This window comes from Streptomyces sp. NPDC024687 (genome assembly GCF_055559055.1).
This window is the reverse complement of record NZ_JBVHLJ010000001.1, coordinates 1,406,694-1,422,460: the sequence shown is the minus strand read 5'-3', so window position 1 is coordinate 1,422,460 and position 15,767 is coordinate 1,406,694. Positions and strand designations below refer to the sequence as shown.

Below are 15,767 nucleotides of genomic sequence, written 5' to 3'. Positions count from 1 at the left end.
CGTAATCGGGTGCACACATCACGAGAGCGGAGCGACCACCGGAATAAGGCGATCGCTCACAGCGTCCTCGCTGTGTTTTCTTCAAAGGAACCTCGTCCCAGCAGATGCTGGAGACGGGGTATCAACATATCTGGCGTTGATTTTTGGCACGCTGTTGAGTTCTCAAGGAACGGACGCTTCCTTTGTACTCACCCTCTCGGGCTTTCCTCCGGGCAGTTTCCCTTCGGTCTTGCGTTTCCGACTCTATCAGATCCTTTCGGGCCTGATTCCCTGTCGGCGGGGCCTTTCGACATTCACTACGTTAGCCGATTCCCTCGGCAACTCATAATCGAGTCCTGCGAGTTCGAATTCAGGCGTGCGGGCACGCCGAAATCGCCCCCGCCGAGGGGATGTTGTAGGTAGTGGTTTGGCCGCTCTCGGCTGCTGGCGATCGCCGTAACCGGTTCAAGCGGCTCGGGCCACGTTACGCACCTTCCAAGAGCGAGTCAACTTGAGCGCCGCCTCGGGACATGAGCCCGGTAGGGGCTCACCGTCGGGTCGTCGGCGACCCAGAACCTCCAGGGGTGGACGCCTCCTTCGCCGGCCACCCCGGTCCGGGGACCGTGGAGTACCTGGTCGGAGGGGACCGGGGTGCCGGTGAGCATCTTCAGCGGAGTCTCGTCCTGGGCACACGCGTCCGTGCCGTCCAAGGCCCGGTCCACGCCCAGGGCCGTGGCCAGCCGGGCCGGCCCTTTGGCCAGTTCCTTGTCATTTCGGGCCGAGAGTCGACGTTTGCGAGCCAGCTCGGCGCCTTCGAGGACCTCGCCGGCGCGGAGCAGGACGGCGCTCGCACGGCCTTCCGGCCCGCACACCAGGTTCATGCAGAACCACATGCCGTAGGTGAAGTAGACGTACACATGGCCGGGCGGACCGAACATCACGTCGTTGCGGGCGGTGCGGCCGCGGTAGGCGTGGGAGCCGGGGTCGTTCGGACCGTCGTAGGCCTCGACCTCCGTGAGGCGCACCGTGATCGGACCGTCGGGGGTCGTACGGACGAGGGTGCGACCGAGGAGGTCGGGGGCGACTTCCAGTACGGGGCGGTCGAAGAACGCTCGTGGCAGTGGCGTACGGTCCGGGGGCGTGATCATGGCGTACGAGCGTAGTCCAGACGGCTGTGTGCCAAGGGGTGGTCAAGGGTTCGTCCGCTTGCCAGGGTGAGGGCGCGGAACCGACCACGGCCGGATCGCGTTTGTAGGGATCAGGAATCCGCGCGTTCTAAGAGGAGAGACATGGCGTTCAAGAAGCTGCTCGCGAGCCTGGGGGCCGGTGGGGCTTCGGTGGAGACGGTGCTGACCGAGGTCAACGTCGTCCCCGGTGGTGTCGTCCAGGGCGAGGTGCGGATCCAGGGTGGGTCCGTCGACCAGGAGATCGAAGGGCTGTCGGTCGGGCTCCAGGCCAAGGTCGAGGTCGAGAGCGGCGACCAGGAGTACAAGCAGGACATCGAGTTCACGAAGGTCTCGCTCGGCGGGGCCTTCACGCTTCAGCCGAACGCGGTGCACACGGTCCCGTTCGGTCTGGAGATCCCGTGGGAGACGCCGATCACGGTGATCGACGGGCAGCCGCTGCGCGGTATGAACGTCGGTGTGACCACCGAGCTGGCGATTGCGCGTGCCGTCGACTCCGGTGACCTGGACCCGATCAGCGTGCACCCGCTGCCGGCGCAGAAGGCGATCCTGGACGCCTTCATGCAGTTGGGCTTCCGCTTCAAGAACGCGGACCTGGAGCGCGGCCACATCCGGGGGACGCGGCAGCGGCTGCCGTTCTACCAGGAGATCGAGTTCTTCCCGCCGCAGCAGTACCGCGGGCTCAACCAGGTCGAGTTGAGCTTCGTCGCGGACGGCAACGCGATGGACGTCGTGCTGGAGATGGACAAGAAGCCGGGGCTGTTCAGCGAGGGCAGCGACACGTTCCGGTCCTTCCAGGTGGGACTGCACGACTACCAGAGCACCGACTGGGCCGCGTACCTCAACCAGTGGCTGTCCGAGGTCGGCAGCAAGCGCAACTGGTTCTAGGCTCGGAACTGCTGATTCCGGTAATCGATCAGGAGGTACCGAGGTGACCGAGCTCAAGCGGCGGCCGCTCCCCCATGACTTCCATCCGCCCGTACCGTCGTTCACGGTGACGAGCGAGGACGTGCAGGAGGGCGGCACGCTCAAGGACGCTCAGGTCTACGCGGCCGGCAACACCTCTCCGCAGCTGCGCTGGGAGGGCTTCCCGCCGGAGACCAAGAGCTTCGCCGTGACCTGCTACGACCCCGACGCCCCTACGGGCAGCGGGTTCTGGCACTGGGTCGTGTTCGACATTCCGGCCTCGGTGACCGAGCTGCCGGTCGGTGCGGGCAGCGGCACGTTCGAGGGGCTGCCGGAGGGTGCCGTACAGGCGCGGAACGACTACGGGTCGAAGGACTTCGGTGGGGCCGCTCCGCCGGCCGGGGACGGGCCGCACCGGTACGTCTTCACCGTGTATGCCGTGGACCAGGAGAAGCTCGGGCCGGATTCCGCTGCCTCTCCCGCCTTTGTGGGCTTCAACCTGCGTTTTCACACGATCGCGCGTGCTCAGCTGATCGGCGAGTACGAGGTGCCCGCCGAAGACTGACCTTCATCGTGCGTTTGCCCGCCTCTGGTCTTGGAATTGATCAGAGGCGGGCACTTTTTTATTGCGTTGTCCATCTCGGCGTGCCCGGCCAGAGTTGATCCAAGCCCAAGCCCGCCAGGGGGTGGGACGGTGCACATGGGAGGTGGGCTGACATGCGGGACACGCTGGTACTGAACGCGAGCTTCGAGCCGCTGTCGACGGTGACGTTGAACCGAGCCGTCGTTCTGGTGCTGCAGGACAAGGCCGTCGTCGAGCAGTCCCACCCCGAACTGCGCATGCGCGGAGCCGCGGTCGACATACCGGCGCCCCGGGTGATCAGGCTGTGCAGGTATGTGCGGGTGCCCTTCCGAAGACAAGCACCCTGGTCCCGGCGGGGTGTTCTGGTGCGTGACCGGCACAGGTGCGCGTACTGCGGACGGCGGGCGACGACCGTGGACCACGTGGTGCCGCGGTCCCAGGGTGGTCAGGACACCTGGCTGAACACGGTGGCCTCCTGTGCGGAGGACAACCACCGCAAGGCGAACCGGACTCCGGCGGAGGCCGGGATGCCGCTGCTGCGGGAGCCGTTCGAGCCGACTCCGGCTGACGCGATGCTGCTGTCGCTGGGGCACGAGGACTTCTCCGCTCTGCCGGAGTGGTTGGCTGGAGAGGCCGCCGCCTAGTCATCTGCCGGGTTCGGTGGTGATGCGGATGCGGGTGTGTTGCGGCTTGTCGCGCCCCGCGGCGGAGCCGCATGTCGATGCAGCCCCGCGCCCCTAAGTGCGTTGGGGCCCGCCTTCGTTGGGAAGGCGGGCCCCTTTGTCGTACTGGAATCCCCGGGTCAGTCGATCTTCGGGGTCTCCCGGCGTTCCGAGCCGCCGTTGCCTCCGCTCGAACCGCCGCCGAAGTTGCCGAAGTTGCCCATGGCTCCGGACAGGCCCTTGAGGGCGTCGCCGATTTCGCTGGGGACGATCCAGAGCTTGTTCGCGTCGCCTTCGGCGATCTTCGGGAGCATCTGGAGGTACTGGTAGGAAAGGAGCTTCTGGTCCGGGTCTCCGGCGTGGATCGCCTCGAAGACCGTGCGGACCGCCTGGGCTTCGCCTTCCGCGCGCAGGGCGGCCGCCTTGGCCTCACCCTCGGCGCGCAGGATCTGGGACTGCTTCTCACCCTCGGCGGTGAGGATGGCGGCCTGGCGCGTGCCTTCGGCGGTGAGGATCGCGGCGCGCTTGTCACGGTCGGCGCGCATCTGCTTCTCCATCGAGTCCTGGATGGAGGTCGGCGGCTCAATTGCCTTGAGTTCGACGCGGTTTACCCGGATGCCCCACTTGCCGGTGGCCTCGTCGAGGACTCCTCGCAGGGCCGCGTTGATCTCCTCGCGGGAGGTCAGGGTCCGCTCCAGGTCCATGCCGCCGATGATGTTGCGGAGCGTGGTGACGGTGAGCTGCTCGATCGCCTGGATGTAGCTGGCGACCTCGTAGGTCGCGGCCCGGGCGTCGGTCACCTGGTAGTAGATGACCGTGTCGATGTTGACGACCAGGTTGTCCTGGGTGATCACCGGCTGCGGCGGGAAGGGTACGACCTGTTCGCGCAGGTCGATGCGGTTGCGGATGGTGTCGATGAACGGGACGACGATGTTGAGTCCCGCGTTGAGTGTCCGCGTGTAGCGGCCGAACCGCTCCACGATCGCGGCACTCGCCTGCGGGATGACCTGGATCGTCTTGATCAGGGCGATGAAGACCAACACCACCAGGATGATCAAGACGATGATGACCGGTTCCATCGTGCTCCCCGTGCCCTTCTCTGCCTCGGCGTTCTCGGAAGATCTTATGGTTGTTGAAGATCTTGCTGGTCGAGTGTGTCAGACCGTCGTACAACTCGTGGTGCGTTCGGTTCAGTTGCATCCTGCGAGGTCACATGACGATCGCCGTGGCTCCCTCGATGTCGACGACATCCACTTCCTGGCCTACTTCGAAGGCCCGGCCGGTGTCGAGAGAACGGGCCGACCAGACCTCTCCGGCGAGCTTGATCCGGCCACCCGCGCTGTCGACGCGCTCCAGGACAACAGCCTGCTTGCCCTTCAACGCGTCGATACCCGTGGCGAGTTGGGGTCGCTGGGAGCGGTGCCGGGTCGCGATGGGCCGTACGACGGCGATGAGGGCCACCGAGACGACGACGAAGACGAGCACCTGGACGACGATGTCACCGCCGAGTCCGGCAGCGACGGAGGCGGCGACGGCGCCCACCGCGAGCATGCCGAACTCCGGCATCGCGGTCACCACGAGCGGGATTCCGAGCGCAGCCGCGCCGACGAGCCACCACACCCATGCGTCGATGTCGTTCACGTGGTCATGGTAGGTCCGCGGGTACCTCCGCGGACAGGGCGCAATGGAGCGGGAACGGGCTTCTTACCCTTGTTTTTGCGGGTACTTCACGTGATCACGACAGTGGCAGGCCCTGCGCGGTCCAGCGCTCGCCGACCTGCTCGACGACGAGGGGGAGGCCGAAGCACATGGAGAGGTTGCGGGAGGTGAGTTCGAGCTCCAGGGGGCCCGCGGCGAGGACCTTGCCCTGGCGGATCATGAGGACGTGGGTGAAGCCGGGGGCGATCTCCTCGACGTGGTGGGTCACCATGAGCATCGAGGGAGCGATCGGGTCGCGCGCGAGCCGGCCGAGGCGGCGGACCAGGTCCTCGCGGCCGCCGAGGTCGAGACCGGCGGCGGGCTCGTCGAGGAGGAGGAGCTCGGGGTCGGTCATCAGGGCGCGGGCGATGAGGGTGCGCTTGCGCTCGCCCTCGGAGAGGGTGCCGAACTTCCGGTCCAGGTAGTCCGTCATACCGAGGCGGTCGAGGAAGGCGCGGGCGCGCTGCTCGTCGATGTCCTCGTACTCCTCCTGCCAGCCCGCGGTCATGCCGTACGCCGCCGTCAGCACGGTCTCCAGGACGGTCTGGCGCTTGGGGAGCTTGTCGGCCATGGCGATGCCGGCCATGCCGATGCGGGGGCGCAGTTCGAAGACGTCGGTGCCGGGCTTGCCGAGGGTCTCGCCGAGGATGGTCGCGGTGCCCTTGCTGGGGTAGAGGTAGCTGGAGGCGAGGTTCAGGAGCGTGGTCTTGCCGGCGCCGTTGGGGCCGAGGATGACCCAGCGCTCGCCCTCCTTGACCGACCAGTTGACCTGGTCCACCAGAGCCCGGTCCTCACGGACCACGGATACGTCCTGAAGCTCCAGAACATCGCTCATGAGCGCGTTGTCTCCCCTTGCAGTGTGACCGGTGTCGACGTCTCGGCTGGCGCGTGCGCGCTTTTGGGCGCAGCCCTCGATGAAATCTACGCCACCGGTCGGCTGCTCCCGTTCAGTGGTCCGGTCCTTAGGCTGGGGGCATGCTCTCGGAACCGCGCTCTGGACGCCTTGCCGCTTGGGGAAACGGCCTTTTGGCCGGACTTGTCTCGCCGGACGACGCCGTACTGGCGATCGTCGGTGACGATGCCGTGCACCGGGTGGAGGGGCTGCCGGGTGAGACGGCGGCCGTCGGTCTCACCCTGGCGCTCGGGCGGCTGCGGTCGCTCGGGGTCACCGGTCTGCGGGTCGCGCTGCCCGCGCCCGGGCATCCGCTGGGGCTGAGCGGGCCGCCGGAGTTCAACACGCGCGCGTTGGAGGCGGAGGAGGCGGTGGTCTGCCACGGCGCCGCGCTGGGCCTGGTGCCGGAGGTGTACGAGGCCGGGCCCGCGGGCGATGTGCATGTCGAGGTGGTGTGGCATGTGCTGCCGGTGCGGGAGGCGCCGCCGGCGGACGTTCCCTCGCTGGGCGAGGCCGAGCGTGAGCTCGCGGAGGCCTTGCGGGACGCGACCGAGGTGCTGTCGCGGCTGGACGTGGCCGGGTCGGGGCCGGTGGCGGAGGCGGCGATCGGGGCGTACCGGGCTCGGGCCGAGCGGGGGCGGGAGGTACTGGCGCCGGGGTATCCGCCTCGGGCGGTACGGGTGTTGGAGCTTGCCCAGCGGGTGGGGTTGCTGGTGTCGCTGGCCTACGAGAACGGGCCCGGGGGTGCGGTGAGCTCCGCCGAGATGCGGGCTCGGGGGGAGGCGCTGCGCCCGGTGGAGCGGACGGGGCGGCGGGCGCAGGTCGCTGCGTACAACGCGTATGTGGAGGAGTTGGAGCGGGGGGTGCGGTGAGCGGCGTGGGGCTGGGTGGGGGTGGGTGGCCCGGCCAGGTGGGGGGATGGACGGCGGGGGTGCATGACCCTGCCCGGCGTGGGGCTGGGTGGGGGGTGGGTGGCCCGGCCCGGTGGGGGGATGGACGGCGGGGGTGCATGACCCTGCCCGGCGTGGGGCTTGACGGCGGCGGGTGCGGTGACCGGCGTCGGCCCGGCGGCGGGGGCGTGTGGCCCTGCCGGGCGCGGGGCTGAACGGCAGCGGGCGTGACCCCACCGGGCGCGGGGCTGAACGGCAGCGGGCGTGACCCCACCAGGCGTGGGCTGGACGGCGGCGGGTGCGGTGAACGGCGTAAGGCCGGGCGACGGGGGATGCGTGGCCCGGCCGGCGCGGGGCTAGACGGCGGGAGGCGTGACCCCACCAGGCGCGGGACTGGACCGCGGCGGGTGCGGTGAACGGCGTCGGGCGGGGCAGTGGGCGCGCGTGGTTCCATTCGCGGGCGGGCCGGCCCTCTCCGCCAGGGGCCGCTGCTCGCCCACTACGGGGTGCCGCTCCGCTGCTTGAGGGACGCGTACGTCCCGGGCCGATGGTCCGGTGACTTCGCGGGCGGATCGTGCGCGTGGGAAACGAACCGGCCTCCCGGGTGCGTGGTGCACCCGGGAGGCCGAAGTCACTCCCCGTTCGGCGAGGGAAGTCAGTGGTTGAGACCGAGGTTGCCGAAGGCGGGGTTCAGCACGCCGATGACGTTCACGCTGTTGCCGACCGCGTTCACCGGGATGTGCACCGGGGCCTGGACGAGGTTGCCCGAGACGACGCCGGGCGAGCCCACGGCCTTGCCGTCGGCGTGCGACCCGTCGGTGGCGGAGGCCATACCGGCACCGGCGGCGACCAGCCCGCCGGCCACCATCGTCACGGCCGCTACCTTCTTCAGGTTCTTCACTTCTAAGCCCTCCTAGCGATTGCCGCGGCAGTCGCCGCAGCACGCACTGAAGAACGGCGGGCCTCCCCGAAGGATGCGCCATTCGGGGGACATTCCCACGACGGTATGAATCTCACTCCGGAGCGGAACCCTCCGTATTGCCGTGCGCCTCGGGATCAACCGGCCACTCCGTGACGTACCGCCCACAGTGCCGCCTGGGTCCGGTCCGCCAGGTCGAGTTTCATCAGGATGTTCGAGACGTGTGTCTTGACGGTCTTCTCGGAGAGGACCAGCGCACGGGCGATCTCCCGGTTGGAGCGGCCGTCCGCGATCAGTCCGAGCACCTCGCGCTCCCGTTCGGTGAGCGAACCGCCTCTTCCCTGGCCGGAGTTGTTCTCCTCCTGGGACAACAGGGCGCCTGCGACCTCGGGTTGGAGCAGGATGTGCCCGGCATGGACGGAACGGATGGCGCCGGCGAGGGCGTCGGGGTCGACGTCCTTGTACACGTAACCGGCGGCGCCCGCGCGCAGGGCCGGGACCACGGTGCGCTGTTCGGTGAAGCTGGTGACGATCAGCACGCGCGCGGGGTTGTCCAGCTCGCGGAGCTTGCGCAGGGCCTCGATGCCGTCCATGCCCGGCATCTTGACGTCCATGAGGACGATGTCGGGCCTCAGTTCCTCCGCGCGCGCGACGCCTTCGGCGCCGTCGGCGGCCTCGGCCACGACCTCTATGTCGTCCTGCACTTCGAGGAAGGTGCGCAGCCCCCGGCGGACGACCTGGTGGTCGTCGACGAGCAGGACCCTGATCGCGTCAGCCACCGGGGACCTCCATCTCGATCGTGGTGCCCTTGCCGGGCGCCGATTCCACGGTCAGCGTGCCGCCGACCCCGCTGGTGCGGTCCCGCATCGAGACCAGGCCGAGGTGGCGTCCCGCGCGGCGGACCGCCTTCGGTTCGAAGCCGCTGCCGTCGTCCGTGACGCGCAGGACGGCTCCGCTGCCGCGCCGGTCCAGGGTCACGTCGACATGTGCGGCTCCGGAGTGCCGCAGCGCGTTGTGCAGGGCCTCCTGGGCGACGCGGAGCATGGCCTCCTCCTGGGCTGGGGGCAGTGCGCGGAAGTGGCGGGCGGTGAAGGTCACGCGCGCGGTGTGGGCACGGTCCAGGACCTGGATGTGGGTGCGCAGGGTGGCGGTCAGGCCGTCCTCGTCCAGGGCGGCGGGGCGCAACTCGACGACGGCGGCGCGTAGTTCGTCGGTGGCCTCGGCGGCGAGCGTGGCCACCTGCTGCATCTCGTCCTTGGCGCGGGAGGGGTCCCGGTCGACCAGGGCGGCGGCGGCCTGGGCGGTCAGGCGCAGCGAGAAGAGTTTCTGGCTGACCGCGTCGTGCAGTTCGTGGGCGAGGCGGGAGCGCTCCTCGGCGATCGTGAGTTCCCGGCTGCGTTCGTACAGGCGGGCGTTGGTCAGGGCGATCGCGGCGTGCTGCGCGAGGATCGAGAGCAGTTCCTCGTCCTCCTCGGTGAAGCCGCAGCTGCCCTCGGGCTTCGGGCACGGGGGGTGTGGGGGGTGTCCCCCCGCAGGCCGCAGCTTGTTGGCGAGGAACAAGGCGCCGATGACCTCGTCGCCGTCGCGGATCGGCAGGCCCAGGAAGTCGACCATGTCGGGGTGGGCGGCGGGCCAGCCCTCGAAGCGGGGGTCCTTGCGGACGTCGGCGAGGCGCTCCGGGGTGGCCTCGTGCAGCATCGCGGCGAGGATGCCGTGCTGGCGCGGGAGGGGGCCGATGGCCTTCCACTGGGCGTCGCTGACACCGTCGACCACGAACTGGGCGAAGCCGCCGTGGTCGTCCGGGACGCCGAGGGCGGCGTACTGCGCGTCGAGCAGCTCGCGGGCCGAGGCGACGATCGTCTTGAGGACGTCTCGCACCTCGAGGTGCCTGCTCATGGCCAGCAGCGCGGAACTCACCGCGGCGAGGCCGGACCGGGGGCCTTGACTCATGCCCTCAGCGTACGGGCGGGGTGTGACAGCACGGATCGGACCTGTGACGGCTTCCGGCTAGGGCGGGGGACCTAGGGCGAAGGGCCTCACCGTTCTGCGGCCCGCGTCCGAGGCGGCGGGGCGGAGGCCGTTCCTACGTTGGGGGCACGCCGATCAGGAGGCGTGGACGACGAGGGGACGTGTGTCATGCCGGTAGCGATCATCACGGGGGCCTCGAAGGGGCTGGGTCGGGCGCTCGCCGAGGCGTTGGCCGCGCGGGGCTGGGACCTGGTGCTGGACGCGAGGACGGCCGAGGTCCTGAAGGAGACGCGGGCCGCGGTCGCCGGGCACGGAACCCGGGTGACGGCGCTGCCCGGGGACGTCACGGATCCGGCGCACCGCGGGGAGCTGGTGGCGGCGGCCTGGAAGCTCGGTGGCGTCGATCTGCTGGTGAACAACGCGAGCGCGCTGGGCGTCGAGCCGCTGGCGCGTCTTGAGGAGCTGCCGCTGGAGGGGCTGCGTCGCGCGCTGGAGGTGAACGTGGTGGCCGCGCTGGGCCTGGTCCAGGAGGCGCTGCCGCTGTTGCGGGCGTCGGGGGCCGGCACGGTGATCGCGATCAGCTCGGATGCCGCCGCCGAGGCGTACGAGACCTGGGGCGGCTACGGGGCGTCGAAGGCCGCCCTGGATCACCTCGCGGCGGTGCTCGGCGAGGAGGAGCCGCAGCTGCGGGTGTGGGCCGTGGATCCCGGGGACATGGCGACCGACCTGTACGCGGCGGCCGTACCGGACGACAAGGACCCGCGGCCGGAACCGGCGAGTGTGGTGCCGGGCTTTCTGCGGCTGCTGGACGAGCGGCCGCCGAGCGGGCGGTACGCAGCCTCCTCGCTGAAGGAGGAGCGATGACACTCGCGGTCGGGGTACCGAAGGAACTGTCGACACGGGTGCCGGCCGAACAGCGCGGGACCGGGCTCGACCGGACACAGGCCGCCGCAGCCGCCGTCGGCTCACAGCCCGCGGCGGCGAGGCGACCGAGGGCCATCCTCCGAGCGGCCGCCGAGCGGGCGGTACGCAGGCTCCTCGCAGCAGGAGGGCCGATGACACTCGCCGTGCGCATACCGGAGGAACTGTCGGCGCGGGTACCGGCCGAACAGCGCGGGCCCCGGCTCGACCGGACACAAACCGCCGCAGCCGCCCCCGGCCCACAGTCCGCGCCGGCGAGGCGACCGAGGGCATCGTCCGACGCCCCCTCGCTGCGGGAGGACCGATGACACTCGCCGTGCGCGTACCGGAGGAGCTGTCGGCACGGGTGCCGGCCGAGCAGCGTGGGACCGGGCTCGACCGGGATGCCGTACGGCTGCTGGTGTCGCGGGGTACCGCGGTGTCGCACCACTCGTTCGTAGAGCTTCCGCGGCTGCTGCGGGCCGGGGACCTGCTCGTCGTCAACACCTCCCCCACGCTGGCCGCGGCCGTCGACGGTCGGATCGGGCACGCGCGTGTGGTGGTCCACTTCTCCACGCGCGGGGACGACGGCCGGTGGGCGGTGGAGCTGCGGGAGCCCGACGGGAAGGGCACCACGCGTGCGCGTGCGGGCGGGCCCGCGGGGACGGAGGTGCGGCTGCCCGGGGGCCTGCGGCTGGTGCTGGAGGACGCGGTGAGCGGGCGGCTGTGGTGGGCGCGGGTGTGCGGCGGGGAGGTTCCCGGGCTGCTGCGGGAGCACGGGCGGCCCATTCGGTACTCCTACACGGAGCGGGACCAGCCGCTGTCCGTGTACCAGACGGTGTTCGCGCTGCCGTCGCCCGACGGGTCGGGCAGTGCGGAGATGCCCAGTGCGGCGCGGCCCTTCACCGCGCGGCTGGTGGTGGAGCTGGTGAGCCGTGGTGTGCAGTTCGCGCCGGTCACGCTGCACACGGGGGTGGCCTCGGCGGAGGCGCACGAGCCGCCGTACCCCGAGCGGTTCTCGGTGCCGGAGACCTCCGCGCGGCTGATCAACGCGGTGCGGGCCGGGGACGGCAGGGTCGTGGCCGTGGGGACGACGGCCGTGCGGGCCGTGGAGTCGGCTGCCGGGGCGGACGGGGTCGTACGCGCGCGTGAGGGGTGGACGGACCTCGTCGTGACCCCGGAGCGCGGGGTGCGGGTGGTGGACGGGCTGCTGACCGGGCTGCACGAGCCGCAGGCCTCGCATCTGCTGATGCTGGAGGCGGTCGCGGGGCGGGCGGCGATCGACCGCGGCTACGAGGAGGCGCTGCGCCGGCACTACCTGTGGCACGAGTTCGGGGACGTGCATCTGCTTCTCCCCGAGGAGCCTCCTCACGCAGAGCATTGCGAGCGCAACTGTTGGTGAGAACGCTGTGCGGTCGATGTGAGCCCGCACATAGGGCGCAGATCACGTACTAGGTGAAATAGGAGACAAAGCCTCCCGGCATGAACGGGGCAGACGTGTTGGTCTGTCCCGTTTTGCCCTCCCCGGGTCCACTACCCAGGGTCGTACGTCACACCTTTGCCTGCGGGTTTTGCGGCAGCTAAGAATTGCCAACGTCGCTCAGCGCCGTGGGTTCCGCCCGCGGCGTTTGTGCCGGAAGCACCCGTCCGACACCCGGACAGCGAGCGACCTCCGCGCTATTCGAAGAGGTCCATTCCGCATGCCCAAGAACCCTTTCACCCGTCCTCACAGTCGCGCGCTCACCAAGCGCCACAAGATCGCCGTTGCCGGAGTCGCCACGCTCGGCGCCGCCGCCGTCGCCTTCAGCGCGGTTCCGGGCAACGCCGAGACCACCACCTCCGAGGTCGCCGTCTCCTCCGCCCCCGTGAAGTACACCTCCGAGCAGCTCAAGGGCCTCCAGGCGGACGTCAGCGAGCAGCTCGCCGCCAAGGCCCTGCAGAGCAAGGCCGCCACCGAGGCGAAGGCAGCGAAGGCGCAAGCGGAGGCGAAGGCCAAGGCCAAGGCCGCGGCCGCCGCGAAGAAGAAGGCCGCGCACGCCGCCGCCGCGAAGAAGGCCGCGCAGGCGCGCAAGGCCAAGGCCGCGAGCCGGGCCGCGCATCGCGCCAAGCTCAAGGCCGCGGTGCACAAGAGCTACGCCAACAACCTTGACGGCTGGATCAAGGAGTCCCTGGACATCATGAAGGCCAAGGGCATCCCGGGCAGCTACAACGGCCTGCACCGCAACATCATCCGCGAGTCCTCGGGCAACCCGAACGCGATCAACAACTGGGACATCAACGCCATCAACGGCATCCCGTCGAAGGGGCTGCTCCAGGTCATCCCGCCGACGTTCCAGGCGTACCACGTCGCCGGCACGTCCTGGAACATCTACGACCCGGTCGCCAACATCACCGCCGCCGCCAACTACGCGGCCCACAGGTACGGCTCGATGGACAACGTCAACAGCGCGTACTGAGGTCGCGCGGACCTCTTCTACGCACAAGGGCGGCACCCGGTCGGGGTGCCGCCCTTCACTGTCGTACGACGGTGGTCACTTGCGCATGACCTCGGGCTCGTGGCGGCGCAGGAAGCGGGAGACGAGGAAACCGCAGACGATGCCGATGGCGATCAGGGCGACCATGTTCAGGCCCCAGGTGGTGAGCGTGTGGTCCCACAGCGGGTCGGCCGTGTCGCCCGGTTTGACGGGCGGGTTGACCTGGTTGAAGTCCAGCGTGGCGCCCGCGGCGGCGACCGCCCAGCGCGACGGCATCAGATACGAGAGTTCGTTGACGCCGAGCGCGCCGTGCAGGGTGAACAGGCAGCCGGTGAAGACGACCTGGACGATCGCGAACATGACCAGCAGCGGCATGGTCTTCTCGGACGTCTTCACCAGTGCGGAGATGATCAGCCCGAACATCATCGAGGTGAACCCGAGGCCCATGATCGGCAGCGTCAGCTCCGCGAGGGTGGCGCTGCCGAGGACGAGCCCTTCCTTCGGCAGCCCGCGGGTGGCGAAGCCGATGACGCCGACCATCAGCCCCTGCAGGATGGTGATCGCGCCCAGTACGACCACCTTGGACATCAGGTACGCCGAGCGGGACAGGCCGGTGGCGCGCTCCCGCTCGTAGATCACCCGTTCCTTGATCAGCTCACGGACGGAGTTCGCCGCGCCGGCGAAACACGCGCCGACCGCGAGGATCAGCAGAACGGTGGTGGCCGTGCTGTTCGGCTCGGGAAGCCTGGTCCTCGGGTCGACCGGCTTGGGCAGCAGGTTGTCGCCGAAGTCGATGAGCAGGCTGACCGAGCCGAGGACGAGCGGCAGGATCACCGTCAGCGCCAGGAAGCCCTTGTCGGACGCGATCACCGACACATAGCGGCGCACGAGAGTGGCGAACTGTCCCGTCCAGCGCTGTGGCTTCGGCGGCTTCATGCCCTGCATCGGAGGCGTCTGTACGGACTGCGGCGCAACGGCGTCTATGTCCGCGGCGTACATCTGGTAGTGCTGCGAGCCCTTCCAGCGGCCGGCCCAGTCGTAGTCGCGGTAGTTCTCGAAGGAGGAGAAGACGTCGGCCCAGGTGTCGTAGCCGAAGAAGTTCAGTGCCTCCTCGGGCGGCCCGAAGTAGGCGACCGCGCCGCCCGGGGCCATCACCAGGAGCTTGTCGCACAGGGCCAGCTCGGCCACGGAATGGGTGACCACGAGGACCGTACGGCCGTCGTCGGCGAGGCCGCGCAGCAGTTGCATGACATCGCGGTCCATGCCCGGGTCGAGGCCGGAGGTCGGCTCGTCGAGGAAGATCAGGGACGGCTTGGTGAGCAGTTCCAGGGCCACCGAGACGCGCTTGCGCTGACCGCCGGAGAGGGAGGTGACCTTCTTCTCCTTGTGGATGTCGAGCTTCAGCTCGCGCAGCACCTCGTCTATGCGCGACTCGCGCTCGGCGCCGGTGGTGTCGGCCGGGAAGCGGAGTTTCGCCGCGTACTTGAGGGCCTTCTTGACGGTCAGCTCCTTGTGCAGGATGTCGTCCTGCGGGACCAGACCGATGCGCTGGCGCAGCTCCGCGAACTGCTTGTAGAGGTTGCGGTTGTCGTAGAGGACGTCGCCCTGGTTGGCGGGCCGGTAGCCGGTCAGCGCCTTGAGCAGGGTCGACTTGCCGGAACCGGACGGTCCGATGACTGCGATCAGGGACTTCTCGGGGACGCCGAAGGAGACGTCCTTGAGGATCTGCTTGCCGCCGTCGACCGTGACAGTCAGGTGCCGGGCGGAGAACGACACCTCACCGGTGTCGACGAACTCCTCGAGGCGGTCGCCGACGATCCGGAACGTGGAGTGACCGACGCCGACGATGTCGCTCGGGCCGAGCAGCGTGGAGCCGCCCTTGGGGATGGGCTGGCCGTTGACGTACGTGCCGTTGTGGGAGCCCAGGTCGCGGATCTCCATGCGCCCGTCGGGCATCGAGTGGAACTCGGCGTGGTTGCGGGAGACCTGCAGGTCGGAGACGACCAGGTCGTTCTCCAGGGCACGGCCGATGCGCATGATGCGGCCGATGGTGAACTGGTGGAACGTGGTCGGGCTGCGATCGCCGTAGACCGGCGGCGCGCCCGCGTCCGCGCTGCCCACGCCTGGGCCCTGCTGGTGCGGGATCTTCTGCGGCGGCTGGTGCGCGTGCGAGTACGGCTGCGCCTGCGGCTGTTGCTGAGGCTGTGGCTGTGGCTGTGGCCAGCCGGACGGCGAGGCCTGGGGCGAGGCATGTGGCAAGGCCTGGGGTGCGGCCTGCCGAGGGGCCTGGTGGGGTGATGTCTGTGATGTCTGTTGCGGGGCCTGCTGTGGTGTCTGCTGGGCCCAGCCGGGGTTCGCGCTCTGCGCGGCGTACGGCTGCTGCCCGGGCCGGGGCTGCGCGACCGGGGCCGCGGTGCCGGAGAGGTTCAGCAGCGGGCCGTCGCTCGCGTTGCCGAGGTGGACGGCCGCGCCGGGGCCGATCTCCGTCTGGTGGATCCGCTGACCGTGCACGAACGTGCCGTTGGTGCTGCTGTGGTCCTCGATGACCCAACCGCGCCCGTCCCAGCGGATCGTGGCATGACGCCAGGAGACCCTGGCGTCGTCGAACACGATGTCCCCCTGCGGATCGCGTCCAAGGCCGTACGACCTGGCCGGATCGAGCGTCCAGGTACGTCCATTCGCTTCCAGTACGAGTTCCGGCACTCCAAGCCC

At 69.7% G+C, this 15,767-nt stretch carries 14 protein-coding genes and 1 pseudogene; 7 read left to right on the top strand and 8 right to left on the bottom strand.

Annotated elements, in window-relative coordinates; genetic code table 11:
* Positions 1-485: 485 nt before the first annotated feature.
* Positions 486-1,127 carry a DNA-3-methyladenine glycosylase gene (locus ACZ39I_RS06410; protein WP_467243280.1) on the bottom strand — a complete coding sequence of 214 codons (642 nt, stop codon included), beginning with the start codon at positions 1,125-1,127 and terminating at the stop codon, positions 486-488.
* A gap of 141 nt (positions 1,128-1,268) precedes the next feature.
* Between ACZ39I_RS06410 and ACZ39I_RS06405 the strand changes: the two genes are divergently transcribed.
* The 3 genes from ACZ39I_RS06405 (at position 1,269) to ACZ39I_RS06395 (ending at position 3,296) form a co-directional block, all read left to right on the top strand.
* A complete protein-coding gene (locus ACZ39I_RS06405; RefSeq protein WP_451477740.1) occupies positions 1,269-2,051 on the top strand; it encodes a sporulation protein in 783 nt (260 codons plus the stop codon).
* Positions 2,052-2,094: 43 nt separating this feature from the next.
* Positions 2,095-2,634, top strand: a complete 540-nt coding sequence (locus ACZ39I_RS06400) for a YbhB/YbcL family Raf kinase inhibitor-like protein (RefSeq protein WP_451477739.1) — start codon at positions 2,095-2,097, stop codon at positions 2,632-2,634.
* A 152-nt stretch (positions 2,635-2,786) separates the two neighbouring features.
* Positions 2,787-3,296: an HNH endonuclease gene (locus ACZ39I_RS06395; protein WP_467243279.1), complete on the top strand. Its 510-nt coding sequence runs from the start codon at positions 2,787-2,789 to the stop codon at positions 3,294-3,296.
* 158 nt (positions 3,297-3,454) lie between these two features.
* Here the strand turns inward: ACZ39I_RS06395 and ACZ39I_RS06390 are convergent, their stop codons facing one another.
* The 3 genes and pseudogenes from ACZ39I_RS06390 to ACZ39I_RS06380 form a co-directional block, all read right to left on the bottom strand.
* The gene (locus tag ACZ39I_RS06390; RefSeq protein ID WP_057618170.1) at positions 3,455-4,393 is read right to left on the bottom strand and encodes an SPFH domain-containing protein; all 939 of its coding nucleotides are present in this window, start codon (positions 4,391-4,393) and stop codon (positions 3,455-3,457) included.
* 130 nt (positions 4,394-4,523) lie between these two features.
* A complete protein-coding gene (locus tag ACZ39I_RS06385; protein WP_467243278.1) occupies positions 4,524-4,955 on the bottom strand; it encodes an NfeD family protein in 432 nt (143 codons plus the stop codon).
* 361 nt (positions 4,956-5,316) lie between these two features.
* A pseudogene (locus ACZ39I_RS06380) lies at positions 5,317-5,847 on the bottom strand (ABC transporter ATP-binding protein); the annotation flags it as partial.
* A 140-nt stretch (positions 5,848-5,987) separates the two neighbouring features.
* Between ACZ39I_RS06380 and ACZ39I_RS06375 the strand changes: the two are divergent.
* A complete protein-coding gene (locus ACZ39I_RS06375; RefSeq protein ID WP_467243277.1) occupies positions 5,988-6,776 on the top strand; it encodes a hypothetical protein in 789 nt (262 codons plus the stop codon).
* 673 nt (positions 6,777-7,449) lie between these two features.
* Here the strand turns inward: ACZ39I_RS06375 and chpE are convergent.
* From chpE to ACZ39I_RS06360, 3 genes are all read right to left on the bottom strand, one after another.
* Positions 7,450-7,695: a chaplin ChpE gene (chpE, locus tag ACZ39I_RS06370; protein ID WP_403658381.1), complete on the bottom strand. Its 246-nt coding sequence runs from the start codon at positions 7,693-7,695 to the stop codon at positions 7,450-7,452.
* Between the two features lie 155 nt (positions 7,696-7,850).
* Positions 7,851-8,492 carry a response regulator gene (locus ACZ39I_RS06365; protein WP_467243276.1) on the bottom strand — a complete coding sequence of 214 codons (642 nt, stop codon included), beginning with the start codon at positions 8,490-8,492 and terminating at the stop codon, positions 7,851-7,853.
* Positions 8,485-9,663 (bottom strand): GAF domain-containing sensor histidine kinase, encoded by a 1,179-nt coding sequence (locus tag ACZ39I_RS06360; protein ID WP_467243274.1) that lies wholly within the window; start codon positions 9,661-9,663, stop codon positions 8,485-8,487. The genes ACZ39I_RS06365 and ACZ39I_RS06360 overlap by 8 nt, the downstream gene beginning before the upstream one ends.
* A gap of 186 nt (positions 9,664-9,849) precedes the next feature.
* On the opposite strand from ACZ39I_RS06360, the gene ACZ39I_RS06355 reads away from it, so the two are divergent.
* The 3 genes from ACZ39I_RS06355 to ACZ39I_RS06345 all read left to right on the top strand — a co-directional run bounded on the left by ACZ39I_RS06355 (position 9,850) and on the right by ACZ39I_RS06345 (position 13,037).
* Positions 9,850-10,545: an SDR family NAD(P)-dependent oxidoreductase gene (locus tag ACZ39I_RS06355; protein WP_467243272.1), complete on the top strand. Its 696-nt coding sequence runs from the start codon at positions 9,850-9,852 to the stop codon at positions 10,543-10,545.
* A 361-nt stretch (positions 10,546-10,906) separates the two neighbouring features.
* A complete protein-coding gene (locus tag ACZ39I_RS06350; protein WP_467243270.1) occupies positions 10,907-11,983 on the top strand; it encodes an S-adenosylmethionine:tRNA ribosyltransferase-isomerase in 1,077 nt (358 codons plus the stop codon).
* 298 nt (positions 11,984-12,281) lie between these two features.
* Positions 12,282-13,037 (top strand): transglycosylase SLT domain-containing protein, encoded by a 756-nt coding sequence (locus tag ACZ39I_RS06345; protein WP_467243268.1) that lies wholly within the window; start codon positions 12,282-12,284, stop codon positions 13,035-13,037.
* Positions 13,038-13,112: 75 nt separating this feature from the next.
* Here ACZ39I_RS06345 and ACZ39I_RS06340 read toward each other — a convergent pair whose 3' ends face one another.
* Positions 13,113-15,758, bottom strand: coding sequence for an ABC transporter ATP-binding protein/permease (locus ACZ39I_RS06340; protein ID WP_467243266.1), 2,646 nt, complete (start codon positions 15,756-15,758; stop codon positions 13,113-13,115).
* Positions 15,759-15,767: the final 9 nt, after the last annotated feature.

Excerpts from the sequence above, each read along its gene's own strand:
- ACZ39I_RS06350 (WP_467243270.1), top strand. The coding sequence starts at position 10,907 with ATGACACTCGCCGTGCGCGTACCGGAGGAGCTGTCGGCACGGGTGCCG.
- ACZ39I_RS06395 (WP_467243279.1), top strand. The coding sequence starts at position 2,787 with ATGCGGGACACGCTGGTACTGAACGCGAGCTTCGAGCCGCTGTCGACG.
- ACZ39I_RS06355 (WP_467243272.1), top strand. The coding sequence starts at position 9,850 with ATGCCGGTAGCGATCATCACGGGGGCCTCGAAGGGGCTGGGTCGGGCG.
- ACZ39I_RS06390 (WP_057618170.1), bottom strand. The coding sequence starts at position 4,393 with ATGGAACCGGTCATCATCGTCTTGATCATCCTGGTGGTGTTGGTCTTC.
- ACZ39I_RS06410 (WP_467243280.1), bottom strand. The coding sequence starts at position 1,127 with ATGATCACGCCCCCGGACCGTACGCCACTGCCACGAGCGTTCTTCGAC.
- ACZ39I_RS06345 (WP_467243268.1), top strand. The coding sequence starts at position 12,282 with ATGCCCAAGAACCCTTTCACCCGTCCTCACAGTCGCGCGCTCACCAAG.
- ACZ39I_RS06375 (WP_467243277.1), top strand. The coding sequence starts at position 5,988 with ATGCTCTCGGAACCGCGCTCTGGACGCCTTGCCGCTTGGGGAAACGGC.
- ACZ39I_RS06405 (WP_451477740.1), top strand. The coding sequence starts at position 1,269 with ATGGCGTTCAAGAAGCTGCTCGCGAGCCTGGGGGCCGGTGGGGCTTCG.
- ACZ39I_RS06360 (WP_467243274.1), bottom strand. The coding sequence starts at position 9,663 with ATGAGTCAAGGCCCCCGGTCCGGCCTCGCCGCGGTGAGTTCCGCGCTG.